This is a genomic window from Pseudomonas emilianonis (assembly GCF_023072625.1).
Classification (GTDB): domain Bacteria; phylum Pseudomonadota; class Gammaproteobacteria; order Pseudomonadales; family Pseudomonadaceae; genus Aquipseudomonas; species Aquipseudomonas paraveronii.
Genome location: NZ_JAKNRV010000392.1, coordinates 1 through 4,473, shown reverse-complemented (window position 1 = coordinate 4,473; position 4,473 = coordinate 1). Strand labels below are relative to the sequence as shown.

The following is a 4,473-nucleotide window of genomic DNA, read 5'->3' as shown; positions in this document are numbered from 1 at the left end:
ACCACCGGCGCGGCCGAGGTGTCGGCAGGTTCCGCCAGGCGCGCCAAGGCGGCCAGCAGTTCCGGAGTGGCGGCGGTGATCGGGGCACGTTCGCGGACTTCGCTGAACATGCCGTTGACCGCATCCAGTGCTTCGAGAATCACGTCCATCAGCTCCGAATCAACGTGACGCTCACCCTTGCGCAGGATGTCGAACACGTTCTCGGCGATGTGGCAGCACTCCACCAGCTCATGGAGCTGGAGGAAGCCGGCGCCCCCTTTTACAGTGTGAAAACCGCGAAAAATTGCATTGAGCAGGTTCGCATCATCCGGTCGGCTTTCCAGCTCGACCAGTTGTTCGGACAGTTGCTCTAAAATTTCGCCGGCCTCTACAAGGAAATCCTGAAGGATTTCTTCATCGGCGCCGAAGCTCATGGGTGTGCTCCTTAGAAGCCTAAACTGGATAACAGGTCATCTACGTCATCCTGACCTGACATAACGTCTTCACGTTTATCGGCATGAATCTGCGGACCTTCACCCTTGGCGAGATGTTTTTGTGGATCTTTTTCCGAGAGGATCGCTTCGCGGTCATGTTCGATGCCGGCAAAACGATCAACTTGGCCTGCCATAAGCACCAATTTGAGCAAGTTGCTTTCCACTTCGGTGACCAATTGGGTCACGCGCTTGATCACCTGACCGGTGAGGTCCTGGTAATCCTGGGCCAGCAGAATGTCATTGAGGTTGCTGGAAACCGTGTGGTTGTCCTGTTCGCTGCGCGACAGGAAACCTTCAACCCGACGGGCCAACTCACGAAATTCCTCAGCCCCCACTTCCCGACGCATGAAACGGCCCCAGTCAACGCTGAGCGCCTGGGCTTCATTGGCCATGCCGTTGACCAGAGGCGTGGCGTTTTCCACCAGATCCATGGTGCGGTTGGCCGCCGCTTCAGTCAGCCTGACCACATAGGACAGGCGTTCAGTAGCATCGGTAATTTGCGAAATCTCTTCGGCCTGGGGCATGTGCGGGTCAATCTGAAAGTTGACGATCGCACTGTGCAGCTCGCGTGTGAGCTTGCCCACTTCCTGATACAGGCCGCGGTCACGGGTCTGGTTAAGCTCATGGATTAACTGCACCGCGTCGCCGAAATGGCCTTTTTCAAGGCTCTCGACGAGCTGGTGAGCATGCTTTTTCAGGGTCGACTCAAAGTCCCCCTGTGACGTTTCTTTATGCTCCATAGCTCCCCCGTGGCAGCATCAATGACCGATGCGTTCGAAGATTTTTTCGATCTTCTCTTTCAAGGCCAGCGCAGTGAATGGCTTGACCACGTAGCCGTTGACCCCGGCTTGGGCGGCTTCGATGATCTGCTCTCGCTTGGCTTCGGCGGTCACCATCAACACGGGAAGACTGCGCAGTTTTTCATCGGCGCGCACATGACGTAGCAAGTCGATACCGGTCATGCCGGGCATGTTCCAGTCGGTTACCAGAAAGTCGATGCTCCCGCTGTTGAGGATCGGAATCGCCGTAAGGCCGTCATCCGCCTCGACCGTGTTGGTGAACCCAAGGTCACGCAACAGGTTTTTTATGATCCGCCGCATCGTTGAGAAGTCATCAACGATGAGGATTTTCATGTTCTTGTCCAATTCGACCTCCAAGCAGTCTTAAACGCGCCCAGCACCTGGACGCGCCATTTCAATCAACAGGCGTTACACAAAAAGGACTGCCCAGGGCACCACGAAACTCACCCGCGAAGACCAGGGCCCTCACGGTAGTGTTTGCAGTGTCCCCACACTGCCTGTCAGCGCGCGCGCCATTCTCCCAGGCGTCCCCGCAAGCGGGCTGCGCACTGGCTGTGCAGTTGGCTGACACGCGATTCGCTGACCCCCAGGACCTCACCGATTTCCTTGAGGTTCAGCTCTTCGTCGTAGTACAGCGCCAACACCAGTCGCTCACGCTCCGGCAAATTGGCAATCGCGTCCGCCAGCGCACCCTGAAAGCGTTCATCTTCCAGGTCACGCGACGGCTCGAGATGAGTACTCGCGCCATCCTCGTGCAGCCCTTCGTGTTCGCCGTCCTGCAACAGGTCGTCGAAACTGAACAGGCGGCTGCCCAAGGTATCGTTCAAAATCCCGTAATAATCGTCGAGACTCAATTGGAGTTCGGCCGCAACCTCGTGATCTTTAGCGTCGCGACCGGTTTTTGCTTCAATTGCGCGAATTGCGTCACTGACCATGCGCGTATTGCGGTGTACCGAACGCGGCGCCCAATCCCCTTTACGCACTTCATCGAGCATCGCGCCACGGATACGGATACCCGCATACGTCTCGAAACTCGCACCTTTGCTCGCGTCGTATTTGGTCGACACTTCGAGCAGGCCGATCATGCCGGCCTGGATCAAGTCTTCGACCTGGACGCTGGCGGGCAGGCGTGCCAGCAAGTGATAAGCGATGCGCTTGACCAGGGGCGCATAGCGCTCGATCAATTCACCTTGGCTGTCACGTGCCGATTTCTTGTAAAGGTTATAGCCGCTGGCTGTCATAGCACCGGTCCTGCGCTCGTCTGATGCACCAATCGCTCGACGAAAAACTCCAGATGCCCCCGTGGGTTGGCGGGCAATGGCCAGGTATCGACCTTCTGAGCAATAGCCTTGAACGCCAAGGCGCATTTCGAACGAGGGAACGCTTCGTAGACTGCACGCTGCTTTTGCACAGCCTTGCGTACACACTCGTCATAGGGAACTGCGCCGACGTATTGTAAGGCGACATCGAGAAAGCGATCTGTGACCTTGGTCAACTTGGCGAACAGGTTGCGCCCTTCCTGCGGGCTCTGGGCCATATTGGCCAGCACGCGGAAGCGGTTCATGCCGTAGTCACGATTCAGTAGTTTGATCAGGGCGTAGGCGTCGGTGATCGAGGTGGGTTCATCGCAGACCACCAGCAGGACTTCTTGCGCGGCGCGCACGAAGCTGACCACGGACTCGCCGATCCCGGCGGCGGTGTCGATCACCAGCACGTCGAGGTTGTCGCCGATATCGCTGAACGCCTGAATCAGGCCGGCATGCTGCGCCGGGCTCAGGTGGACCATGCTCTGAGTGCCCGAGGCGGCCGGCACGATGCGGATGCCTCCAGGGCCCTGCAGCAGCACATCGCGCAGCTCGCAGCGGCCCTCGATCACATCGGCGAGGGTATGTTTGGGCGTGAGCCCCAGCAAAACGTCGACGTTCGCCAATCCCAGGTCAGCATCCAGCAGCATGACACGACGGCCAAGCTCTGCCAGGGCCAGGGACAAATTCACTGACACGTTAGTTTTCCCGACGCCACCTTTGCCGCCGGTCACCGCGATCACCTGTACGGGATGCATGCTGCCCATTTTATTTCTTTACCTTGTCTTGCTTAGACGCAGGCTACATGGGTTGGCCGCATGAATCGCTGCAGACCATCGATGTAGATACAATTCAGGGTGTTCATGCTGACCTCAACCCACCCGTTTTGCCGGGTTGTGGTAAAGGTCAGCGAACATATCGGCCATCGCTTCCTCGCTAGGCTCTTCTTGCATTTGCACGCTGACGGCACGGCTGACCAACTGATGACGGCGCGGCAGATGCAAATCATCTGGAATCCGCGGCCCGTCGGTCAGGTAGGCGACCGGAAGTTCATGACTGATCGCCAGGCTCAACACCTCGCCCAGGCTCGCGGTTTCATCGAGCTTGGTGAGGATGCATCCGGCCAGGCCACAGCGCTTGTAGCTATGGTACGCAGCGGTAAGAACTTGTTTTTGGCTGGTGGTTGCAAGCACCAGGTAATTTTTCGACTTGATACCACGCCCGGCCAGGCTTTCCAGTTGCATGCGCAACGCCGGGTCGCTGGCTTGCAAGCCGGCGGTATCGATCAACACCACACGCTTGCGCAGCAACGGATCGAGGGCGTTGGCCAGGGACTGGCCCGGGTCAACGTGGGTCACCGACACATTGAGGATACGGCCCAGGGTCTTGAGTTGCTCCTGGGCACCGATGCGGTAGCTGTCCATGCTCACCAGCGCGATATTCTGGGCGCCGTACTTGAGCACGTAACGCGCGGCCAGCTTGGCCAGGGTGGTGGTCTTGCCCATGCCGGCAGGGCCGACCATGGCGATCACGCCACCCTCTTCCAGGGGTTCGAGTTCCGGGGTCACGATCATCCGCGCAAGGTGGGCCAGCAACATGCGCCAGGCCTGGCGAGGTTCTTCGATTTCGGTGGTCAGCGCCAGCAGGTCGCGGGACAACGGGCCGGACAGGCCGATGCGTTGCAGGCGACGCCACAGGTTGGCCTGTTGCGGTTTGCTGCCTTGCAGTTGAGTCCACGCCAGCGAACCAAGCTGCACTTCCAGCAGCTCACGCAGGCCATTGAGTTCAAAGCGTTTTTTCGCCGCCGATATGCGTCAGGCCATGAAACTGGTACGTGACGAGCTGGGCGCCGACGCTGCGATTATCGGTAACCGTCGTATTGCCGGCGGTGTCGAG

General features: G+C 58.6%; 6 protein-coding genes and 1 pseudogene. 1 reads left to right on the top strand and 6 read right to left on the bottom strand.

Features of this window, described 5'->3' with window-relative positions; genetic code table 11:
• The 6 genes and pseudogenes from L9Z73_RS25980 to flhF form a co-directional block, all read right to left on the bottom strand.
• Positions 1–413: Hpt domain-containing protein (locus L9Z73_RS25980; protein WP_247407281.1), on the bottom strand; the 413-nt coding region annotated here is incomplete at its 3' end.
• A gap of 11 nt (positions 414–424) precedes the next feature.
• A complete protein-coding gene (locus L9Z73_RS25975) occupies positions 425–1,213 on the bottom strand; it encodes a protein phosphatase CheZ (protein ID WP_102618843.1) in 789 nt (262 codons plus the stop codon).
• Positions 1,214–1,231: 18 nt separating this feature from the next.
• The gene (locus L9Z73_RS25970; protein WP_247407279.1) at positions 1,232–1,606 is read right to left on the bottom strand and encodes a chemotaxis response regulator CheY; all 375 of its coding nucleotides are present in this window, start codon (positions 1,604–1,606) and stop codon (positions 1,232–1,234) included.
• Positions 1,607–1,773: 167 nt separating this feature from the next.
• Positions 1,774–2,514, bottom strand: a complete 741-nt coding sequence (gene fliA, locus L9Z73_RS25965; RefSeq protein ID WP_247407275.1) for an RNA polymerase sigma factor FliA — start codon at positions 2,512–2,514, stop codon at positions 1,774–1,776.
• A complete protein-coding gene (fleN, locus tag L9Z73_RS25960; RefSeq protein WP_003192912.1) occupies positions 2,511–3,344 on the bottom strand; it encodes a flagellar synthesis regulator FleN in 834 nt (277 codons plus the stop codon). The genes fliA and fleN overlap by 4 nt, the downstream gene beginning before the upstream one ends.
• A gap of 105 nt (positions 3,345–3,449) precedes the next feature.
• A pseudogene (flhF, locus tag L9Z73_RS25955) lies at positions 3,450–4,370 on the bottom strand (flagellar biosynthesis protein FlhF); the annotation flags it as partial.
• 16 nt (positions 4,371–4,386) lie between these two features.
• Between flhF and L9Z73_RS25950 the strand changes: the two are divergent.
• Positions 4,387–4,473, top strand: an 87-nt coding sequence (locus L9Z73_RS25950) for a hypothetical protein (RefSeq protein WP_430624316.1), incomplete at its 3' end; no start/stop codon positions are given.